The sequence below is a fragment of the Enterobacter sp. BIDMC 30 genome (assembly GCF_000534355.1).
GTDB lineage: Bacteria > Pseudomonadota > Gammaproteobacteria > Enterobacterales > Enterobacteriaceae > Enterobacter > Enterobacter ludwigii.
In genome coordinates, this window is the sequence record NZ_KI973169.1 from 1676941 (window position 1) to 1698650 (window position 21710).

19 protein-coding genes are annotated in these 21710 nt (G+C 54.1%); 17 read left to right on the forward strand and 2 right to left on the reverse strand.

Features of this window, described 5'->3' with window-relative positions; genetic code table 11:
• Nucleotides 1-150 precede the first annotated feature (150 nt).
• The 4 genes from yfbV (at nt 151) to L466_RS14295 (ending at nt 3772) form a co-directional block, all read left to right on the forward strand.
• Entirely contained in the window at nt 151-606 is a 456-nt protein-coding gene (gene yfbV, locus L466_RS14310; RefSeq protein ID WP_008502875.1) for a terminus macrodomain insulation protein YfbV, read from the forward strand.
• A 92-nt stretch (nt 607-698) separates the two neighbouring features.
• Nucleotides 699-1193 (forward strand): YfbU family protein, encoded by a 495-nt coding sequence (locus tag L466_RS14305; RefSeq protein WP_020883140.1) that lies wholly within the window; start codon nt 699-701, stop codon nt 1191-1193.
• Between the two features lie 11 nt (nt 1194-1204).
• The gene (locus tag L466_RS14300) at nt 1205-1864 is read left to right on the forward strand and encodes a sugar phosphatase (RefSeq protein WP_032680554.1); all 660 of its coding nucleotides are present in this window, start codon (nt 1205-1207) and stop codon (nt 1862-1864) included.
• A 75-nt stretch (nt 1865-1939) separates the two neighbouring features.
• Complete coding sequence (locus L466_RS14295; protein WP_014171004.1) at nt 1940-3772, forward strand: SLC13 family permease; 1833 nt, start codon at nt 1940-1942, stop codon at nt 3770-3772.
• 40 nt (nt 3773-3812) lie between these two features.
• On the opposite strand, the gene yfbR is transcribed toward L466_RS14295, so the two are convergent.
• Nucleotides 3813-4412, reverse strand: a complete 600-nt coding sequence (yfbR, locus tag L466_RS14290; protein WP_014171003.1) for a 5'-deoxynucleotidase — start codon at nt 4410-4412, stop codon at nt 3813-3815.
• Nucleotides 4413-4505: 93 nt separating this feature from the next.
• Nucleotides 4506-5720 (reverse strand): alanine transaminase AlaA, encoded by a 1215-nt coding sequence (gene alaA / locus L466_RS14285; RefSeq protein WP_014171002.1) that lies wholly within the window; start codon nt 5718-5720, stop codon nt 4506-4508.
• Nucleotides 5721-6661: 941 nt separating this feature from the next.
• Here alaA and lrhA point away from each other — a divergent pair.
• From lrhA to nuoM, 13 genes are all read left to right on the forward strand, one after another.
• Nucleotides 6662-7600, forward strand: coding sequence for a transcriptional regulator LrhA (gene lrhA / locus L466_RS14280; RefSeq protein WP_025203584.1), 939 nt, complete (start codon nt 6662-6664; stop codon nt 7598-7600).
• Between the two features lie 630 nt (nt 7601-8230).
• Nucleotides 8231-8671 (forward strand): NADH-quinone oxidoreductase subunit NuoA, encoded by a 441-nt coding sequence (gene nuoA / locus L466_RS14275; RefSeq protein WP_014171000.1) that lies wholly within the window; start codon nt 8231-8233, stop codon nt 8669-8671.
• Between the two features lie 15 nt (nt 8672-8686).
• Nucleotides 8687-9361: an NADH-quinone oxidoreductase subunit NuoB gene (gene nuoB / locus L466_RS14270; RefSeq protein ID WP_003861482.1), complete on the forward strand. Its 675-nt coding sequence runs from the start codon at nt 8687-8689 to the stop codon at nt 9359-9361.
• Nucleotides 9362-9450: 89 nt separating this feature from the next.
• Complete coding sequence (nuoC, locus tag L466_RS14265) at nt 9451-11253, forward strand: NADH-quinone oxidoreductase subunit C/D (protein ID WP_014170999.1); 1803 nt, start codon at nt 9451-9453, stop codon at nt 11251-11253.
• A 2-nt stretch (nt 11254-11255) separates the two neighbouring features.
• On the forward strand, nt 11256-11756 hold the full coding sequence (gene nuoE / locus L466_RS14260; RefSeq protein WP_014170998.1) for an NADH-quinone oxidoreductase subunit NuoE: 501 nt from the start codon (nt 11256-11258) through the stop codon (nt 11754-11756).
• Complete coding sequence (nuoF, locus tag L466_RS14255) at nt 11753-13090, forward strand: NADH-quinone oxidoreductase subunit NuoF (RefSeq protein WP_014170996.1); 1338 nt, start codon at nt 11753-11755, stop codon at nt 13088-13090. Before nuoE ends, nuoF begins: the two co-directional genes overlap by 4 nt.
• Before the next feature lie 53 nt (nt 13091-13143).
• Entirely contained in the window at nt 13144-15870 is a 2727-nt protein-coding gene (gene nuoG / locus L466_RS14250; protein WP_032680556.1) for an NADH-quinone oxidoreductase subunit NuoG, read from the forward strand.
• On the forward strand, nt 15867-16844 hold the full coding sequence (gene nuoH / locus L466_RS14245; protein ID WP_014170994.1) for an NADH-quinone oxidoreductase subunit NuoH: 978 nt from the start codon (nt 15867-15869) through the stop codon (nt 16842-16844). The genes nuoG and nuoH overlap by 4 nt, the downstream gene beginning before the upstream one ends.
• Before the next feature lie 13 nt (nt 16845-16857).
• Nucleotides 16858-17400 (forward strand): NADH-quinone oxidoreductase subunit NuoI, encoded by a 543-nt coding sequence (nuoI, locus tag L466_RS14240; RefSeq protein ID WP_003861491.1) that lies wholly within the window; start codon nt 16858-16860, stop codon nt 17398-17400.
• A gap of 10 nt (nt 17401-17410) precedes the next feature.
• A complete protein-coding gene (gene nuoJ, locus L466_RS14235) occupies nt 17411-17965 on the forward strand; it encodes an NADH-quinone oxidoreductase subunit J (RefSeq protein ID WP_014170993.1) in 555 nt (184 codons plus the stop codon).
• The gene (gene nuoK, locus L466_RS14230; protein WP_003861496.1) at nt 17962-18264 is read left to right on the forward strand and encodes an NADH-quinone oxidoreductase subunit NuoK; all 303 of its coding nucleotides are present in this window, start codon (nt 17962-17964) and stop codon (nt 18262-18264) included. Before nuoJ ends, nuoK begins: the two co-directional genes overlap by 4 nt.
• Nucleotides 18261-20102 carry an NADH-quinone oxidoreductase subunit L gene (nuoL, locus tag L466_RS14225; RefSeq protein WP_014170992.1) on the forward strand — a complete coding sequence of 614 codons (1842 nt, stop codon included), beginning with the start codon at nt 18261-18263 and terminating at the stop codon, nt 20100-20102. Before nuoK ends, nuoL begins: the two co-directional genes overlap by 4 nt.
• Before the next feature lie 76 nt (nt 20103-20178).
• The gene (gene nuoM / locus L466_RS14220) at nt 20179-21708 is read left to right on the forward strand and encodes an NADH-quinone oxidoreductase subunit M (protein WP_014170991.1); all 1530 of its coding nucleotides are present in this window, start codon (nt 20179-20181) and stop codon (nt 21706-21708) included.
• Nucleotides 21709-21710: the final 2 nt, after the last annotated feature.

Here is a 21710-nt window from a genome sequence, read left to right on the forward strand (position 1 = left end):
CGAGTTAATGGTTCTCGTCTAAGGGCCTATCAGGCTGGCACAGAATACCCGATACGGGGTGCTGATGACAAAATATTTTGAACGTTGTCATAGCCTGTTGTGGTTTTGCACGAAAATTTTAATTTTTATATGTGAAGTTGAGGTACAGCCATGTCGACACCAGAGAACCCGTCCGTGAATTTTTTCAGTCTGTTTCGTCGGGGACAGCATTACGCAAAGACGTGGCCAATGGAAAAGCGCCTTGCGCCCATGTTTATTGAGAACCGCACGATCCGCGCCACGCGCTATGCGATTCGCTTTATGCCACCTGTCGCCATCTTTACGCTCTGCTGGCAAATCGCGCTGGGCGGGCAGCTTGGCCCGGCCGTTGCGACGGCACTTTTCGCGTTAAGTCTGCCGATGCAGGGTCTGTGGTGGTTAGGTAAACGTTCTATCACGCCACTCCCGCCTTCTATTTTACACTGGTTTTATGAAGTTCGCGGGAAACTGGAGGAAGCCGGGCAGGCGCTTGCCCCGGTCGAAGGCAAGCCCGATTACCAGGCGCTGGCTGACACGCTCAAGCGCGCTTTTAAGCAACTCGACAAAACATTCCTCGATGACTTGTGATTGATCATCGAAACGACGAATAAAAGAAGGCACAGTAACTCACCGTTACCGTGTCTTTTTTTTACAGTGCAATGCGCTACAGGAGTCGAAAGATGGAAATGACCCATGCTCAACGTCTGATTTTGTCCAACCAGTACAAAATGATGACTATGCTTGATCCCGATAACGCTGAGCGCTACAGCCGCCTGCAGACAATCGTCGAACGTGGCTTCGGTTTACAGATGCGTGAACTGGACCGCGAGTTTGGTGAGATGAAAGAAGAAACCTGCCGCACCGTGATCGACATTATGGAGATGTATCACGCCCTGCATGTTTCCTGGACCAATCTCAAAGATCAGCAGTCCATTGACGAACGTCGCGTCACCTTCCTGGGCTTTGATGCCGCAACGGAAGCGCGTTATCTGAGCTATGTGCGTTTTATGGTGAACACGGAAGGGCGCTATACCCATTTTGACGCGGGCACACACGGCTTCAATGCGCAGACCCCAATGTGGGAAAAATATCAGCGCATGCTGAGCGTCTGGCACGCCTGCCCGCGCCAGTACCATTTAAGTAACAATGAGATTCAACAAATTATTAATGCCTGACGGAGGTGCTTGTGCAGTGTAGAGGTTTTCTGTTTGATTTGGACGGTACGCTGGTTGATTCGCTGCCGGTTGTGGAGCGTTCATGGTGCCATTGGGCGGACAGACATGGCATTGACCATCAGGAAGTACTGAATTTTATCCATGGCAAACAGGCCATAACCTCATTGCGGTACTTCTTAGCAGGACGTTCTGAGGAAGAGATTCAGGCGGAGTTCAGCTATCTTGAGCACATTGAAGCCACCGACACGGATGGCATCACAGCGCTGCCGGGGGCGCGTGAACTGCTTGAACATCTGAACGAAGCCCAAATCCCGTGGGCGATCGTCACCTCCGGCTCGGTGCCCGTTGCCCATGCCCGCCACAAGGCCGCAGGGTTACCGACGCCCGAAGTGTTTATCACGGCAGAGCGCGTGAAGCGCGGCAAGCCTGAACCGGATGCCTTTTTACTCGGTGCCGAACTGCTTGGCCTGGCACCAGCCGATTGCGTGGTGGTGGAGGATGCGGCAGCAGGCGTCCTGGCGGGGTTGAACGCCGGAAGCCACGTCATCGCCGTTAACGTTCCGGCGGGTTCACCCCGCCTGAACGAGGCGGATCTGGTGCTTAACACGCTGACGGCGATTAACGTTGCGAAGGCACCGGACGGAGTTGTAACCGTCTCGCTTAAAATGTAATCCCATGATATAGCCCCACATTGTTGGGGTTTTTTTATGGCAAAATTTTGTCTCCTCCACTGACAAGGATATGTTGTGAACGGTGAACTGATTTGGGTCCTGAGCCTGCTTTTAATCGCCATCCTTCTCTTTGCCTCAGGCAAGGTGCGCATGGATGCCATCGCCTTGTTTGTCATCGTTGCCTTTGTGCTGAGCGGTACGCTCACGCTGCCGGAGGCTTTCTCCGGATTTAGTGATCCCAACGTTATCCTGATTGCCGCCCTGTTTATTATTGGCGACGGGCTGGTGCGCACCGGCGTGGCGACCATTATGGGGTCGTGGCTGGTCAAGGTGGCCGGCAACAGCGAAACCAAAATGTTGATCTACCTGATGCTGACGGTTGCCGGGCTGGGGGCGTTTATGAGCTCCACGGGCGTCGTCGCCATCTTTATCCCGGTGGTGCTGAGCGTCTCCATGCGGATGCAAACCTCGCCGTCGCGCCTGATGATGCCTCTGAGCTTTGCCGGTCTTATCAGCGGGATGATGACGCTGGTGGCGACCCCGCCGAACCTGGTCGTCAACAGTGAGCTAATCCGCGAAGGGTTTGAAGGCTTTAGCTTTTTCAGCGTGACCCCACTTGGACTGGTGATTCTGGTGCTGGGCGTGGTCTACATGCTGTTAACCCGTTTTGCCCTGAAGGGGGAAAAACAGGATAAAAGCAAAGACGGCTGGAAACGACGGACCTTCCGCGATCTGATCAAAGAGTATCGTCTGACCGGGCGAGCGCGCCGTCTGGCTATCCGCCCCGGCTCGCCCCTCATTGGCCAGCGTCTTGACGACCTGAAGCTGCGCGAGCGCTATGGCGCGAACGTGATCGGCGTAGAGCGCTGGCGTCGTTTTCGGCGGGTGATTGTTAACGTCAACGGGGTGTCGGAATTCCGTGCACGCGACGTTTTGCTGATTGATATGTCCACCGCCGATGTCGATTTGCGCGAGTTTTGCAGTGAACAGTTGCTGGAACCCATGGTGCTACGTGGGGAGTATTTCTCAGACCAGGCGCTGGATGTCGGCATGGCCGAAGTGTCGCTGATCCCGGAATCAGAATTACTGGGTAAAACCGTGCGCGAAATCGGCTTCAGGACCCGCTATGGGCTAAACGTGGTGGGCTTAAAGCGTGATGGCGTGGCGATGGAAGGGGCGGTAGTGGATGAGCCCATCCTGCTCGGTGATATCTTCCTGGTCGTCGGCAACTGGAAACTGATCGGTCAGCTCGGGCAGAAAGGCCGCGACTTTGTGGTACTTAATATGCCGGTTGAAGAGAGCGATGCTTCTCCGGCGCACAGCCAGGCACCGCATGCGATTTTTTGCCTGGTGTTGATGGTCGCACTGATGCTGACTGACGAAATTCCAAACCCTATTGCGGCCATTATCGCCTGTCTTCTGATGGGGAAATTCCGCTGTATTGATGCCGAAAGCGCCTACAAAGCCATTCACTGGCCGAGCATCATTCTGATTGTCGGGATGATGCCCTTTGCCCTGGCGTTACAAAAAACCGGTGGGGTGGATTTGATCGTCAAGGGACTCATGGACGCAGGCGGTGGATACGGGCCTTACATGATGCTGGTCTGCCTGTTTATCATGTGCGCCACGATAGGCCTGTTTATCTCCAATACGGCCACGGCCGTCCTGATGGCACCCATTGCACTGGCGATGGCGAAATCAATGGGGGTTTCGCCGTACCCGTTTGCCATGATCGTCGCTATGGCGGCATCTGCAGCGTTTATGACTCCGGTCTCGTCACCGGTCAATACGCTGGTGCTTGGCCCGGGAAATTACAAATTCAGTGATTTTGTGAAGATAGGCGTGCCCTTCACCGTGCTGGTGATGGTGGTGTGCGTGATACTGATTCCCGTGCTGTTCCCGTTTTAAACCCTGATGCCGGGTGGCGATGTCGCGACCCGGCATACCGTCAGAGAGGGGAGTCCTGACTGATCTCGTCCAGCGACAAATGGAAGCTCGGCACAAACACCTGCATGAAATAATCCATCTCTTCGCTGCGGCGTGATTCCAGCGTTTTTTCCAGACGCGTTTTCGCCAGCAGAAATTCGTTATTCCCCGCGGACAGCTCTTCCAGACATTTCAGGTAAGCGCATAGCGCATCCGCCTGCTTAACCAGCAATTTTTCCTCTTCCGTGTACTGATGCTCATCAATCAACGGCTCAAAAATATCGCGCAGCTCGTCCGGCACCATGTCGATCAGTTTCTGCTGAGCAATCTTCTCAATGGCCTTATATTCCTGGGCTATCTGCGAGTTGAAATATTTCACGGGTGTCGGTAAATCCCCGGTCAGCACTTCCGAGGCATCGTGATACATCGCCAGCAGGGCAATACGTTCAGCGTTAACCTGCCCGTTGAATTTCCGGTTTTTAATGGCAGCCAGAGCGTGAGCGACCATCGCAACCTGCAGACTGTGCTCCGACACATTCTCGGTGCGGACATTGCGCATCAGCGGCCAGCGGTTGATCAGTTTAAGGCGGGAGAGGTGGGCAAAGAAATGACTCTGACTCATAGGTTACCTTTTGTCTTCACTGCGACAGACTTCATTGTGCGGGGAGGGGAGGCAAGATGCAAATCAGGCTACCGAAGTAGCCTGATTTTAAGATTACTGGTGGTAACCTGAGAGGAAACGTCCAAAGCGGCTGATGGCCATCTCGAGGTCATCTTCACGCGGCAGGGTAACGATACGCACGTGATCCGGCCACGGCCAGTTAAAGGCGGTACCCTGAACCAGCAGCACTTTTTCCTGCAGCAGGAAATCGAGCACCATCTTCTGGTCGTCATGAATATTAAAGCGTTTCGCGTCGATTTTCGGGAACATGTAGAGCGCGCCGTTCGGCTTCACGCAGGAGACGCCTGGAATATCGTTGATAAGCTCCCACGCGCGGTTACGCTGCTCATATAAACGCCCGCCCGGCACGATAAACTCGCTGATGCTCTGATAGCCGCCGAGTGCGGTCTGGATAGCATGCTGCGCCGGCACGTTGGCACATAAACGCATAGAGGCGAGCATTTCCAGCCCTTCAATATAGCCTTTCGCATGTTTTTTCGGGCCGTTTAAGACCATCCAGCCCTGACGGAAACCGGCCACACGGTAGGTTTTAGACAGGCCGTTAAAAGTCACGGTCAGCAGGTCCGGAGCCAGTGCGGCGATAGAGTGGTGCTGCGCCGCGTCATACAGGATCTTGTCGTAAATTTCGTCGGCAAAGATGATCAGGTTGTGCTGGCGGGCGATCTCCACGATCTCCATCAGCAGCTCTTTTGAGTAGACCGCGCCCGTTGGGTTGTTCGGGTTAATAATGACGATGCCGCGCGTGCGTGGGGTAATTTTCGCACGAATATCATCGAGATCCGGGAACCAGTCAGAGGACTCATCGCAAAGATAGTGCACGGCTTTACCGCTGGACAGGGATACGGCCGCCGTCCACAGCGGATAATCCGGCGCGGGAACCAGCATTTCGTCGCCGCTGTTCAGCAGCGCCTGCATGGCCTGCACGATCAGCTCAGAGACGCCGTTGCCGATATAGATATCTTCAACGGTAACATCACGCATATCGCGCGCCTGGTAGTGCTGCATGATGGCTTTTCGTGCGGAGTAAAGTCCTTTTGAATCGCAATAGCCTTGCGCAGTGGGCAGGTTGCGGATCACATCAACCAGAATCTCATCCGGCGCTTCAAAACCAAATGGCGCAGGGTTACCAATGTTGAGTTTCAGAACCTTATTGCCTTCTTCTTCAAGGCGTTTAGCCTCTTTCAGAACCGGGCCACGGATGTCGTAACAGACGTTATCTAGCTTGCTGGATTTTTCGATAGGGGACATGAACCTTTAACCTTTTCGCGATTGTTGCCACTCCCTGCCGTGGAAGTCAGCACGGAATAATGTACTCCCCCCTCGCTTCGTTTTGAAGGGCGGGCAGGAGAAGATTTTGTGGAGTGAATGAAAATGGAGTGAATCTTTTTCGCTATCAGCGAACAATTTAACTGACGTAAAGTAAGGTTAATGGTGTGAAAGTAGGTTTATTGTGCTGTTAAATAATATAAATGTTGTATATTGTTCTGATAAAAATAAATAATATCCGCAACCTGCGTGGCAGTTACGCTGTGTGACCTTTCGTAAAACCTGAATGCTTCGTTACGTGGCGTTGTAATAGTGTGCATTGGCTAAAAGTTACTCATGTGAAATTAATGTTAAGTGTTATTAATGAATGGCCTTAATCTAAATTAAAATTTATTTATTATTAACCGACAAAATGCAACTTTAGTTAATTTTAATAAAATTAGTTGAGAAGCTTAACAACCCTCATAAATCCGCAATATTGCAATAAGACTTATAAATAAAGTGGATTTGGGTTAAGATGTCTTTCAGGAAAGCTGGGCACAGATACATATGTTTTGTATTTGTGGAACAGGTTTTCTGAATTAATTGATTGTTATTGTTAGAGTTATCTCTGGCCGGAATGGGTTAAACATCTCCTGCTACGTTGACAGCACTGCGAGAAAGATGGCAGAAAGGGTGTATCACCCTTAATGGAATTTACATAAACCTGCAAACATCTAAATATCCTGAACGTTTAAGAGAATAAAAATAACGTCATGAAACGTGCTTTCTGACTGTTGATATTAAAACAGCACAATAACTATCTGTCAGGCAGTCTGCCGGGCCGGGATGCGAGGGAAAACCTTCAGAGGGAATTGCTTAACTGTTACACACACAGCTTCAACCCGGGCAGCTCCGCACGAGCAACCTGAAAGTGAAAAGATATGATAAATGCAAATCGTCCGATAATGAATCTCGACCTCGATCTGCTGAGAACGTTTGTTGCGGTCGCCGATCTCAACACTTTTGCAGCTGCTGCTGCCGCCGTTTGCCGAACCCAGTCCGCCGTTAGCCAGCAAATGCAACGGCTGGAACAACTGGTTGGTAAAGAGCTCTTTGCCCGTCACGGGCGTAATAAGCTCTTAACGGAACACGGTATTCAGCTTCTGGGTTATGCCAGGAAAATACTTCGCTTTAATGACGAAGCATGTATGTCATTAATGTATAGCAACCTGCAAGGGGTGCTAACGTTAGGTGCGTCTGATGAGTCAGCAGACACAATATTGCCATTTCTTCTCAATCGAATTAGTTCGGTTTATCCGAAGCTTGCGCTGGACGTTAGCGTAAAACGAAATGCTTTTATGATTGAGATGTTAAATGAGAATAAGGTCGATCTGGTGGTGACCACGCACCGTCCAGGGCAATTTAATTGCCTGACGTTGCGCACGTCTCCGACGCATTGGTATTGCGCCGCTGAATATGTGCTGCAAAAAGGTGAGCCAATTCCATTGGTATTACTGGATGATCCGAGTCCGTTCCGCGATATGGTGTTGGCGGCGCTCAATGAGGCCAATATTCCATGGCGTCTGGCTTATGTGGCTTCCACATTGCCAGCGGTACGTGCTGCCGTGAAAGCGGGGCTTGGAGTAACGGCCCGTCCGGTAGAAATGATGAGCCCGGATCTGCGCGTACTGGGTAAATCAGATGGTCTTCCTGCTTTGCCTGATACGGAGTATCTGCTCTGCCACAATACGTCCAGCAATAACGAACTGGCGAAAGTCGTGTTCGAGGCGATGGAAAACTACCATAATCCATGGCAGTTCGAACATGTTACCTCCGAAGGGGGGGATGATTCCCTGATCGTTGAAGGGGACTTTGAGTGATCGACAGCTCAAAATTCTGGTAACAATTTGTAAATGTAAAAAAAAGCCACTCACGCGATTTTCGCCTGCAGTGGCTTTTTTTTGGCAGTAATACCCGCGATCACCGCGTGGATTTTTAGGATAGTGTCTATTTATCAGTGAGATAAATGCTTTTGTTCAAATGTTGTGCGTTTTCCGTTCAGTCTCCCTCCAGCTCGCCTCGATGTTAATAAAACAGGAAATATGTTGCTGGTTTTTTGGGTGAATTAACAAAAGCGTGTCTCAGATCAAGAAAATACTCCTCTTTGGGGGGAGGAATCGTTGGCAAATCCTGTCAAAATAGGAGGGTTATTTTTTTTACTTCCAAAACGGACACGATTCAACAACATGCATTTGACGTAAACTCAGGTACCCACCAGGGTTAAAGGGCACCAAATGTTAATGAGAATCGCTCGATGTAATTTAATGTGAAGAAACCTTTGTTAAAGTTGACAAAAGGTTATAGAAAGGAGTAAAAAACCCCATCATTTTGCTGTCTACGTCTCATTTCTGACAGTTAGTGTAAGGTTTTTCGTTCCTCCCCATGAATCGATGTGATGCCCATCTGCCAGCAAGAGCAGTGTCGTAGGTATCACTTTTGATGAGTAAGCAATGAGTATGTCAACATCCACAGAAGTCATCGCTCATCACTGGGCATTCGCAATCTTTCTTATTGTAGCCATTGGCCTGTGCTGCCTGATGTTAGTCGGCGGCTGGTTCCTGGGCGGTCGCGCCCGTGCAAGGCACAAGAACACACCTTTCGAATCAGGTATTGATTCAGTAGGTTCCGCTCGCTTACGCCTGTCTGCCAAGTTTTATCTGGTAGCCATGTTCTTCGTCATCTTTGACGTGGAAGCGCTTTACCTTTTCGCATGGTCAACTTCCATCCGCGAAAGTGGTTGGGTGGGCTTTGTCGAGGCCGCAATTTTCATTTTAGTGTTACTGGCCGGTCTGGTTTATCTGGTGCGTATTGGCGCGCTTGACTGGACGCCTGCGCGTTCACGTCGTGAACACATCAACCCGGAAAACAGTATCTCTAATCGTCAGCAGTAACAGCGAGGCAATAAGATGGATTATACGCTCACCCGCATAGATCCTAACGGTGAGAATGACCGTTACCCCCTGCAAAAACAGGAGATCGTAACCGACCCCCTGGAGCAAGAAGTCAATAAAAGCGTGTACATGGGCAAACTCGAGCATGCCATGCACGATATGGTCAACTGGGGTCGTAAGAACTCCATCTGGCCTTACAACTTTGGCCTTTCTTGCTGCTACGTTGAAATGGTGACGTCATTCACTGCGGTGCATGACGTTGCGCGTTTTGGGGCAGAGGTACTGCGTGCTTCCCCACGTCAGGCTGACCTGATGGTGGTGGCAGGTACATGCTTTACCAAGATGGCACCTGTTATTCAGCGTCTGTATGACCAGATGCTGGAGCCAAAATGGGTTATTTCCATGGGTGCATGTGCAAACTCTGGCGGTATGTACGACATTTATTCCGTCGTACAGGGCGTAGATAAGTTTATTCCAGTGGATGTTTACATCCCGGGTTGTCCGCCGCGTCCGGAAGCTTACATGCAGGCGCTGATGCTGCTGCAGGAGTCTATCGGTAAAGAACGTCGTCCGCTCTCCTGGGTGGTTGGCGATCAGGGTGTTTACCGCGCCAACATGCAGTCTGAGCGCGAGCGTAAACGCGGCGAACGTATTGCAGTAACCAATCTGCGTACGCCTGACGAAATTTAATTTGCGCCTGTGGGCATGGAGTAAACCTTCGCATATCACTACTCAAATAGCGCGAAGCCACGCCCTACAGTCACCACGGACCATTTGCAATGGTGAACAATATGACCGACTTAACCGCGCAAGAAGCCGCCTGGCAAACACGGGATCATCTGGATGACCCTGTCATTGGCGAACTGCGCAACCGTTTTGGGCCGGATGCCTTTACTGTTCAGGCGACCCGCACCGGGGTACCCGTTGTTTGGGTGAAGCGTGAGCAATTACTGGAAGTGGTCGATTTCCTCAAGAAATTGCCAAAACCTTACGTCATGCTGTTTGACTTACACGGCATGGATGAACGTCTGCGTACGCACCGCCAGGGTCTCCCTGCTGCGGATTTTTCCGTTTTCTACCACCTGATCTCAATAGACCGTAATACGGATATCATGCTCAAGGTGGCATTGTCTGAAAACGACATGCATCTGCCGACGATCACTAAACTTTTCCCGAACGCTAACTGGTATGAGCGTGAAACCTGGGAAATGTTCGGGATGACCTTCGACGGCCACCCGCATCTGACGCGCATCATGATGCCGCAGACGTGGACCGGCCACCCGCTGCGTAAAGACTACCCGGCACGTGCGACTGAATTCGACCCGTTTGAGCTGACGAAAGCCAAGCAGGATCTGGAGATGGAAGCGCTGACCTTCAAGCCGGAAGACTGGGGCATGAAACGCGGGACGGAAAACGAGGACTTCATGTTCCTCAACCTCGGTCCAAACCACCCCTCTGCGCACGGTGCTTTCCGTATTATTCTTCAGCTTGATGGCGAAGAGATTGTCGACTGCGTACCGGACATCGGTTACCACCACCGTGGTGCTGAGAAGATGGGCGAGCGTCAGTCCTGGCACAGCTACATTCCGTATACCGACCGTATCGAGTACCTCGGCGGTTGCGTAAACGAAATGCCATACGTGCTGGCCGTTGAGAAACTGGCAGGTATCACCGTACCGGATCGCGTTAACGTTATCCGCGTGATGCTCTCCGAACTGTTCCGTATCAACAGCCACCTGCTGTATATCTCCACGTTCATTCAGGACGTTGGCGCGATGACCCCGGTCTTCTTTGCCTTTACCGATCGTCAGAAAATCTACGATCTGGTAGAAGCCATCACTGGTTTCCGTATGCACCCGGCCTGGTTCCGTATCGGCGGTGTGGCACACGATCTGCCGCGCGGCTGGGAGCGTCTGCTGCGTGAATTCCTCGACTGGATGCCAAAACGTCTGGCTTCTTACGAGAAAGCCGCACTGCGTAACACCATCCTGAAAGGCCGTTCCCAGGGCGTTGCAGCCTACGGTGCGAAAGAAGCGCTGGAGTGGGGTACGACAGGTGCGGGTCTGCGCGCAACCGGTATTGATTTCGACGTGCGTAAAGCCCGTCCTTACTCTGGCTATGAGAACTTCGACTTCGAAGTCCCGGTTGGCGGCGGTGTTTCCGACTGCTACACCCGCGTGATGCTGAAAGTTGAAGAGTTGCGCCAGAGTCTGCGCATCCTTGAGCAGTGCCTCAACAACATGCCGGAAGGCCCGTTCAAGGCGGATCACCCGCTGACGACGCCGCCGCCGAAAGAGCGCACGCTGCAACATATCGAAACCCTGATCACCCACTTCCTGCAGGTTTCCTGGGGTCCGGTCATGCCGGCGCAAGAATCCTTCCAGATGATTGAAGCGACCAAGGGTATTAACAGTTACTACCTGACCAGTGACGGCAGCACCATGAGCTACCGTACCCGCGTGCGTACACCAAGCTTTGCGCACCTGCAGCAGATCCCGTCCGCCATCCGCGGCAGTCTGGTCTCCGACCTGATTGTGTATCTGGGTAGTATCGATTTTGTTATGTCAGATGTGGACCGCTAATTATGCACGAGAATCAACAACCACAAACCGAGGCTTTTGAGCTGAGTGAAGCAGAACGTGCCGCCATTGAGCACGAGATGCACCACTACGAAGACCCGCGTGCGGCGTCCATTGAAGCGCTGAAAATCGTACAGAAACAGCGTGGTTGGGTGCCGGATGGGGCGATCTATGAGATCGCAAAAGTGCTGGGCATTCCGGCAAGTGACGTAGAAGGCGTAGCCACGTTCTACAGCCAGATCTTCCGTCAGCCGGTGGGTCGCCATGTGATCCGCTACTGTGACAGCGTGGTTTGTCACATTACCGGTTATCAGGGCATTCAGGCAGCGATTGAGAAAAAGCTCAATATTAAGCCAGGCCAGACCACGTTCGATGGCCGCTTTACGCTGCTGCCAACCTGCTGCCTGGGGAACTGCGACAAGGGGCCGACCATGATGATTGATGAGGATACTCACAGTTATCTGACGCCGGAAGCCATTCCTGACCTGCTGGAGCAGTACAAATGAAAACTGTAATTCGTACTGCTGAAACTCATCCACTGACCTGGCGTCTGCGTGATGACAAACAGCCGGTATGGCTCGACGAATACCAGAGCAAAAACGGCTATGCCGGTGCGCGTAAAGCCCTGGGCGGCATGGCGCCGGACGACATCGTCAGTGCGGTCAAAGACGCTGGCCTGAAAGGGCGCGGCGGCGCAGGCTTTTCCACCGGTCTGAAGTGGAGCCTGATGCCAAAAGACGAATCCATGAACATCCGTTACCTGCTGTGTAACGCTGATGAAATGGAGCCGGGCACCTATAAAGACCGCCTGCTGATGGAACAGTTGCCGCACCTGCTGGTGGAAGGCATGCTGATCTCCGCGTTCGCGCTGAAAGCGTACCGGGGTTACATCTTCCTGCGCGGTGAATACATCGAAGCGGCTGAAAACCTGCGTCGCGCGATTGCCGAAGCCACTGAAGCGGGCCTGCTGGGTAAAAACATCCTTGGCACCGGTTTTGACTTCGAGCTGTTCGTGCACACCGGGGCAGGGCGTTATATCTGTGGTGAAGAGACCGCACTGATTAACTCCCTGGAAGGCCGCCGTGCGAACCCACGTTCCAAGCCACCGTTCCCGGCAAGCTCTGGCGTCTGGGGTAAACCGACCTGTGTAAACAACGTCGAAACCCTGTGTAACGTCCCGGCAATCCTCGCCAATGGCGTGGAATGGTATCAGGGCATCTCGAACAGTAAAGATGCTGGAACCAAGCTGATGGGCTTCTCCGGTCGCGTGAAAAACCCTGGCGTCTGGGAACTGCCGTTTGGCACCACCGCACGTGAAATTCTTGAAGACTACGCTGGCGGCATGCGTGATGGCCTGAAATTCAAAGCCTGGCAGCCAGGCGGTGCAGGGACCGACTTCCTGACCGAGGCCCATCTTGATCTGCCGATGGAATTCGAAAGCATTGGTAAAGCAGGCAGCCGTCTGGGTACGGCGCTGGCGATGGCCGTCGACCACGAGATCGGCATGGTATCGCTGGTGCGTAACCTCGAAGAGTTCTTTGCCCGCGAGTCCTGCGGCTGGTGTACACCGTGCCGTGATGGTCTGCCGTGGAGCGTGAAGATCCTGCGTGCTATCGAACGTGGCGAAGGCCAGCCTGGCGATATCGAGACACTTGAGCAACTGTGTCGATTCCTGGGCCCAGGGAAAACCTTCTGTGCCCACGCACCAGGCGCCGTTGAGCCACTGCAGAGCGCGATTAAATATTTCCGCGACGAATTCGAAGCAGGCATCAAGCAGCCGTTCAGCAATACCCATGCCATCAATGGGATTCAGCCGAACCTGCTGAAAGCGCGCTGGTAAAACAGAATTTTGATTAACGCTCAGTTACGACTGAGCCAACTGGAAGCATGCTAATGGCTACGATTCATGTAGACGGCAAAGAGTATGAGGTCAACGGGGCGGACAACCTGCTGGAAGCTTGTCTGTCGCTCGGCCTTGATATTCCGTATTTTTGCTGGCATCCGGCGCTGGGCAGCGTCGGTGCTTGCCGCCAGTGTGCGGTGAAGCAATATCAAAACGCGGAAGACACGCGTGGTCGCCTGGTGATGTCCTGTATGACGCCAGCCACCGAAGGCACTTTTATTTCGATTGATGACGAAGAAGCCAAACAGTTCCGTGAAAGCGTTGTGGAATGGTTGATGACCAACCACCCGCACGATTGCCCGGTCTGTGAAGAGGGCGGTAACTGCCACCTTCAGGATATGACCGTAATGACCGGTCACAGCTTCCGTCGCTATCGCTTTACCAAACGTACCCACCGCAACCAGGATCTGGGGCCGTTCATCTCTCACGAAATGAACCGCTGCATCGCCTGCTACCGCTGCGTGCGTTACTACAAAGATTACGCAGACGGACAAGATCTGGGCGTGTATGGCGCGCATGACAACGTCTACTTCGGTCGTCCGGAAGACGGTACGCTGGAAAGCGAATTCTCCGGTAACCTGGTCGAGATTTGTCCAACCGGCGTCTTCACCGATAAAACCCACTCCGAGCGTTACAACCGTAAGTGGGACATGCAGTTTGCACCAAGCATCTGCCAGCAGTGTTCGCTGGGCTGTAACACCAGCCCGGGTGAGCGCTATGGCGAACTGCGTCGTATTGAAAACCGTTATAACGGTACCGTTAACCATTACTTCCTGTGCGACCGCGGTCGTTTCGGCTACGGCTACGTGAACCTGAAAGACCGTCCACGTCAGCCCGTTCAACGCCGTGGTGATGACTTCATCACCCTGAACGCTGAACAGGCGATGCAGGGCGCGGCAGATATTCTGCGCCAGTCGAAGAAAGTGATCGGTATCGGCTCCCCGCGCGCCAGCATCGAAAGTAACTTCGCGCTGCGTGAGCTGGTTGGGGCGGAAAACTTCTACACCGGTATCGCTCAGGGCGAGCAGGAACGTCTGCAGCTGGTACTGAAAGTGCTGCGTGAAGGCGGTATTCATACCCCAGCGCTGCGTGAAATTGAATCTTATGATGCGGTTCTGGTGCTGGGTGAAGATTTGACGCAGACCGGCGCTCGCGCTGCCCTGGCGGTTCGTCAGGCGGTCAAAGGTAAAGCTCGTGAAATGGCGGCGGCTCAGAAAGTGGCTGACTGGCAGATTGCGGCAATCCTCAACATCGGTCAGCGTGCGAAGCATCCTCTGTTTGTGACTAACGTCGACAGCACGCGTCTGGACGATATCGCGGCGTGGACCTACTGCGCGCCGGTTGAAGACCAGGCCCGTCTTGGCTTTGCGATTGCTCATGCGCTGGACAGCAATTCTCCGGCCGTTGAAGGTCTCGATCGCGACCTGCAGAACAAGGTTGATGTGATTGTTCAGGCCCTGGCGGGTGCGAAGAAACCCCTGATTGTTTCCGGGACTAACGCCGGTAGCGCAGAGATCATTCAGGCTGCCGCGAACGTGGCTAAAGCGCTGAAAGGCCGTGGTGCAGACGTTGGCGTGACCATGATTGCTCGTGCGGTGAACAGCATCGGTCTGGGAATGATTGGCGGTGGCTCTCTGGAAGCTGCGTTAAGCGAACTGGAATCCGGTGTCGCTGACGCCGTTGTGGTGCTGGAAAACGACCTGCATCGCCATGCTTGTGCCGCACGCGTTGACGCAGCACTCTCCAAAGCGCCGCTGGTGATGGTTATTGACCATCAGCGCACCGCGATTATGGACAAAGCGCACCTGGTGCTCTCTGCGGCAAGCTTCGCGGAAAGCGACGGTACGGTTATCAACAACGAAGGCCGCGCACAGCGTTTCTTCCAGGTGTATGACCCGGCGTACTACGACAGCAACACCATAATGCTGGAAAGCTGGCGCTGGCTGCACTCTCTGCACAGCACCGTTCAGAGCCGTGAAGTGGACTGGACGCAACTCGACCATGTTATCGACGCGGTCGTGGAAAAACTGCCTCAGCTGGCTGGCATCAAAGATGCGGCTCCTGACGCAAGCTTCCGTATTCGTGGCCAGAAACTGGCGCGTGAACCGCACCGTTACAGCGGTCGTACCGCGATGCGTGCCAACATCAGCGTTCACGAACCTCGTCAGCCGCAGGATAAAGACACGATGTTTGCCTTCTCAATGGAAGGGAACAACCAGCCGTCTGCACCGCGCTCTCAGGTTCCGTTCGCATGGGCACCAGGCTGGAACTCCCCGCAGGCATGGAACAAATTCCAGGCTGAAGTGGGCGGCTCTCTGCGCCACGGTGACCCGGGCGTGCGTCTGATTGAAGCTTCCGACACCGGTCTGGACTTCTTCACCACCGTGCCGGCGAGCTTCCAGGCGCAGGAAGGGAACTGGCGTATTGCGCCGTACTACCATCTGTTCGGCAGTGATGAGCTGTCTCAGCGTTCTCCGGTATTCCAGAGCCGCATGCCGCAGCCGTACATCAAGCTTAACCCGGCAGATGCCGCGAAGCTTGGCGTTAACGCGGGTGCGAACATCGCCTTTAGTTACGATGGCCAGACAATCAGCTTGCCGCTGATTATCTCTGAAAGTCTGACAGCAGGGCAGGTGGGTCTGCCGATGGGTATGCCTGGCATCGCGCCGGTACTGGCGGGTGCGCGTCTTGATAATCTGCAGGAGGCAAAAGCATGAGTTGGTTAACGCCGGATCTTATCGACATCCTGCTGAGCATTCTGAAAGCGATAGTTATCCTGCTGGTGGTCGTCACCTGCGGCGCGTTCATGAGCTTTGGTGAACGTCGTCTGCTCGGTCTGTTCCAGAACCGTTACGGACCGAACCGCGTGGGCTGGGGTGGTTCACTCCAGCTGGTAGCGGACATGATCAAGATGTTCTTTAAAGAGGACTGGATCCCGCGCTTCTCTGACCGTGTGATCTTTACTCTGGCACCGATGATCGCCTTTACCTCGCTGCTGCTGGCGTTCGCGATTGTTCCTGTCAGCCCGACCTGGGTGGTGGCTGACCTGAACATCGGCATTCTGTTCTTCCTGATGATGGCAGGCCTCGCCGTGTATGCGGTGCTGTTCGCGGGCTGGTCCAGTAACAACAAATACTCCCTGCTGGGTGCGATGCGTGCTTCTGCGCAGACGCTGAGCTACGAAGTATTCCTGGGGCTTTCCCTGATGGGTGTGGTGGCGCAAGCCGGTTCATTCAACATGACCGACATCGTCAACAACCAGGCTGACATCTGGAACGTTATCCCGCAGTTCTTTGGTTTTATTACCTTTGCTATCGCGGGCGTGGCGGTGTGTCACCGTCACCCGTTTGACCAGCCAGAAGCCGAACAGGAACTGGCCGACGGTTACCACATCGAATATTCCGGTATGAAATTCGGTCTGTTCTTCGTGGGCGAGTACATCGGTATTGTCACCATTTCCGCGTTGATGGTAACGCTGTTCTTTGGTGGCTGGCATGGCCCGTTCTTACCGCCGTTCATCTGGTTCGCGCTGAAAACCGCGTTCTTCATGATGATGTTCATTTTGATTCGCGCAGCGTTACCGCGTCCGCGTTATGACCAGGTAATGTCCTTCGGCTGGAAAGTGTGCCTGCCGCTGACGCTCATCAACTTGCTGGTAACGGCGGCTGTCATTCTCTGGCAGCAGCCATAAGGGGCTATAGACCATGACCTTAAAAGAATTATTGGTAGGTTTCGGCACTCAGGTACGCAGTATCTGGATGATCGGCCTGCACGCGTTTGCCAAACGCGAAACCCGGATGTACCCGGAAGAGCCGGTATATCTGCCGCCGCGCTACCGTGGCCGTATCGTGCTGACGCGCGATCCGGACGGTTCAGAGCGCTGCGTTGCCTGTAACCTGTGTGCGGTAGCGTGTCCGGTGGGCTGTATCTCTCTGCAGAAAGCAGAGACGGTAGATGGCCGCTGGTATCCTGAGTTCTTCCGCATCAACTTCTCACGCTGCATTTTCTGCGGTCTGTGTGAAGAAGCGTGCCCAACCACGGCGATTCAGCTGACCCCGGACTTCGAACTGGGTGAGTATAAGCGTCAGGACCTGGTGTACGAGAAAGAGGATCTGCTGATTTCCGGTCCGGGCAAATACCCGGAATATAACTTCTACCGGATGGCGGGTATGGCAATCGACGGCAAAGATAAGGGCGAAGCAGAGAACGAAGCTAAGCCTATCGACGTCAAGAGCCTGTTACCGTAAGGAGAGGGCAATGGAATTCGCTTTTTATATCTGTGGCCTTATCGCCATCCTGGCTACGCTGCGAGTGATTACGCACACCAATCCGGTGCATGCGCTGCTGTACTTAATTATCTCGCTGCTGGCTATTTCCGGGGTGTTCTTTGCGCTGGGCGCGCACTTTGCTGGTGCGCTGGAGATCATCGTCTACGCCGGGGCCATCATGGTGCTGTTCGTCTTCGTGGTGATGATGCTGAACCTGGGCGGCTCTGAAATTGAGCAGGAACGTCAGTGGTTAAAACCGCAGGTCTGGATTGGCCCGGCGATCCTGTCGGCCATCATGCTGGTGGTCATTGTTTACGCCATTCTGGGCGTGAATGATCAGGGCATCGACGGCACGCCAATCGGCGCTAAAGAGGTGGGTATTACGCTGTTTGGCCCATACGTCCTGGCGGTTGAACTGGCCTCTATGCTGCTGCTGGCGGGCCTGGTTGTTGCCTTCCACGTTGGCCGCGAAGAGCGTGCTGGTGAGTTGCTGAGCAACCGCACTGACGACCGCGCGAAAAGAAAAACGGAGGAACGCGCATGATCCCCTTAACACATGGACTGATCCTCGCTGCGATTTTATTCGTTCTGGGCTTAACCGGTCTGGTTATCCGCCGCAATCTGCTGTTTATGCTGATCGGTCTGGAAATCATGATTAACGCCTCCGCGCTGGCCTTCGTGGTCGCCGGAAGCTACTGGGGCCAGACCGATGGTCAGGTGATGTACATTCTCGCCATCAGCCTCGCGGCTGCCGAAGCGAGTATTGGCCTGGCGCTGTTACTGCAGCTCCATCGTCGCCGCCAGAACCTGAACATCGATTCAGTAAGTGAGTTGCGTGGATGAACATGCTTGCCTTAACCATTATTTTTCCGCTGATTGGCTTCGTGCTGCTGGCGTTTTCTCGTGGCCGCTGGTCTGAGAATCTGTCCGCCACCGTCGGCATGGGCTCTGTGGGTCTGGCTGCGCTGGTGACAGCGTATGCGGGTATCGACTTCTTTAATAACGGGCGTCAGGCCTTCAGCGTACCGCTGTGGACCTGGATGTCGGTCGGTGATTTCAACATCGGTTTCAACCTGGTGCTGGATGGTCTCTCTCTGACCATGCTCTCCGTGGTGACCGGCGTGGGCTTCCTGATCCACATGTTTGCCTCCTGGTATATGCGCGGTGAAGAGGGTTACTCCCGCTTCTTCGCCTACACCAACCTGTTTATCGCGAGCATGGTTGTTCTGGTGCTGGCCGATAACCTGCTGTTGATGTATCTCGGCTGGGAAGGCGTGGGTCTCTGCTCTTATCTGCTGATCGGCTTCTACTATACCGATCCGAAGAATGGCGCAGCGGCCATGAAAGCGTTTGTCGTGACCCGTGTGGGTGACGTCTTCCTCGCCTTCGCGCTGTTCATTCTCTACAACGAACTGGGCACGCTGAATTTCCGCGAAATGGTGGAACTGGCGCCAGCGCACTTCGCTGCCGGCAATGACATGCTGTGGTGGGCAACGCTGATGCTGCTGGGTGGTGCCGTGGGTAAATCCGCGCAGCTGCCGTTGCAGACATGGCTGGCCGACGCGATGGCAGGTCCAACGCCTGTCTCCGCGCTGATCCACGCCGCAACCATGGTTACCGCTGGGGTCTACCTGATTGCGCGTACGCATGGTCTGTTCCTGATGACGCCGGAAATTCTGCATCTGGTGGGTATCGTTGGTGCGGTAACGCTGGTGCTGGCAGGCTTTGCCGCGCTGGTGCAAACCGACATCAAACGCGTTCTCGCGTACTCCACCATGAGCCAGATTGGTTATATGTTCCTGGCACTGGGTGTTCAGGCATGGGACGCAGCCATTTTCCACCTGATGACGCACGCGTTCTTTAAAGCGCTGCTGTTCCTCTCATCCGGTTCCGTGATTCTGGCCTGCCACCACGAGCAGAACATCTTCAAGATGGGCGGACTGCGTAAGTCCATTCCGCTGGTTTATGTCTGCTTCCTGGTGGGCGGCGCGGCGCTGGCGGCACTGCCGCTGATTACCGCGGGCTTCTTCAGTAAGGACGAAATCCTTGCCGGTGCCATGGCGAATGGTCATATCAATCTGATGGTTGCGGGTCTGGTCGGTGCGTTCATGACCTCCCTGTATACCTTCCGTATGATTTTCATCGTATTCCACGGTAAAGAACAAATTCACGCTCACGCAGGGAAGGGGATTACTCATCACCTGCCGCTGATTGTGCTGCTGGTACTCTCCACCTTCGTTGGCGCACTGATTGTGCCACCGCTGCAGGGCGTACTGCCGGACACCACCGAGCTTGAGCACGGTCGCGTTCTGACGCTTGAAATCACCTCGGGTGTGGTCGCTATCGCGGGCATCCTGATCGCAGCATGGCTGTGGCTGGGCAAACGTACGCTGGTGACTGCCGTTGCCAACAGTGCGCCAGGCCGCCTGCTGGGGACCTGGTGGTACAACGCGTGGGGCTTCGACTGGCTGTACGACATGATCTTCGTCAAGCCGTTCCTGGGCATTGCGTGGCTGCTGAAACGCGATCCGCTGAACTCCCTGATGAATATCCCGGCGATCCTTTCCCGCTTTGCAGGTAAAGGCCTGCTGTTCAGCGAGAACGGTTACCTGCGCTGGTATGTGGCGTCCATGAGCATCGGTGCGGTTGTCGTGCTGGCGCTGCTGATGGTGTTGCGTTGATCGTTAAGTGAATTTTATTCGAATTCGTTGAAAATCAGGCCCCTGCTGGGGGCCTTAAAAAGGAATGTAAATCGCCATGTTACTACCCTGGCTAATATTAATTCCCTTCATCGGCGGCTTCCTGTGCTGGCAGACTGAACGCTTTGGCGTGAAGATGCCGCGCTGGATCGCGCTGATCACCATGGGATTGACGCTCGCGCTTGGTCTGCAACTGTGGTTGCAGGGTGGCTACTCTCTGACGCAGTCTGCGGGGATTCCGCAGTGGCAGTCTGAATTTATTCTGCCGTGGATCCCGCGTTTTGGGATAACCATTCACCTGGCTATCGACGGTCTGTCGCTGCTGATGGTGGTGCTGACGGGTCTGCTCGGCGTTCTGGCGGTACTCTGCTCCTGGCGAGAAATTGAAAAATACCAGGGCTTCTTCCACCTGAACCTGATGTGGATCCTGGGCGGCGTTATCGGCGTATTCCTTGCCATCGACATGTTCCTGTTCTTCTTCTTCTGGGAGATGATGCTGGTGCCGATGTACTTCCTGATCGCGCTGTGGGGCCATAAGGCGTCCGACGGTAAAACGCGTATCACGGCGGCAACCAAGTTCTTCATCTATACCCAGGCGAGCGGTCTGGTGATGTTGATTGCGATTCTGGCGCTGGTGTTTGTTCACCACACCGCGACCGGTATCTGGACCTTCAACTATGAAGACCTGCTGAAGACCCCGATGTCTCACGGTGTGGAATACCTGCTGATGCTGGGCTTCTTCATTGCCTTCGCGGTGAAAATGCCGGTGGTTCCCCTGCACGGCTGGCTGCCAGACGCGCACTCACAGGCGCCAACGGCGGGTTCCGTTGACCTGGCGGGGATCTTGCTGAAAACCGCGGCCTACGGTCTGCTGCGTTTCGCTCTGCCGCTGTTCCCGAATGCGTCCGCTGAATTCGCGCCAATTGCGATGTGGCTTGGTGTGATCGGTATCTTCTACGGTGCCTGGATGGCCTTCACGCAGTACGACATTAAACGTCTGATTGCGTACACCTCCGTTTCCCACATGGGCTTTGTACTGATTGCCATCTACACCGGCAGCCAGCTGGCTTACCAGGGGGCGGTTATCCAGATGATTGCGCACGGTCTGTCCGCAGCCGGTCTCTTCATCCTGTGTGGTCAGCTGTACGAACGTCTTCACACCCGTGACATGCGTATGATGGGCGGTCTGTGGAGCAAAATTAAATGGCTGCCAGCGCTCTCTATGTTCTTCGCGGTGGCCACGCTGGGTATGCCAGGCACCGGTAACTTCGTCGGCGAATTTATGATTCTGTTCGGCAGCTTCAAAGTGGTGCCGGTCATTACCGTGATCTCCACCTTTGGTCTGGTGTTCGCTTCCGTTTACTCGCTGGCGATGCTGCATCGCGCTTACTTCGGTAAAGCGAAGAGCGAAATTGCTGCAAAAGAACTGCCGGGGATGTCGCTGCGTGAGCTGTTCATCATCCTGCTGCTGGTCGTACTGCTGGTGCTGTTGGGCTTCTTCCCGCAGCCAATTCTGGATACCTCGCACTCCGCGATGGGGAATATCCAGCAGTGGTTTGTTAATTCTGCTTCTACTACAAGGCCGTAATT